The sequence below is a fragment of the Bacillus sp. GbtcB14 genome, from assembly GCF_019091205.1.
GTDB lineage: Bacteria > Bacillota > Bacilli > Bacillales > Bacillaceae_G > Bacillus_A > Bacillus_A cereus_AG.
This window is the reverse complement of sequence record NZ_JAGXJT010000198.1, coordinates 1-257: the sequence shown is the minus strand read 5'-3', so window position 1 is coordinate 257 and position 257 is coordinate 1. Positions and strand designations below refer to the sequence as shown.

Here is a 257-nt window from a genome sequence, read left to right as displayed (position 1 = left end):
CGTGTTGGAACTCATGAGGATGATGAACCTGAAATCGTTGCAACAGCGTTAGCGAAAGCAACGGAATATATGGGGAAACGTAGATTTGGTGCATTAATTACTTTGCCGAAAGAGACCGGTATGGGTGATTATGTGGAAACAGGTACTCCGCTAAATGCAAGCGTATCATCGGAATTACTCATTAATATTTTCATTCCTAATACACCACTTCATGATGGAGCAGTCATTATGTAAGGAAGTACGATTAAAGCAGCAGC

The 257-nt window shown here is 41.2% G+C and carries 1 pseudogene; it reads left to right on the top strand.

What is annotated here, in order from left to right:
* Window positions 1-231, top strand: a pseudogene (locus tag KVT31_RS29700) (diadenylate cyclase); the annotation flags it as partial.
* Window positions 232-257: the final 26 nt, after the last annotated feature.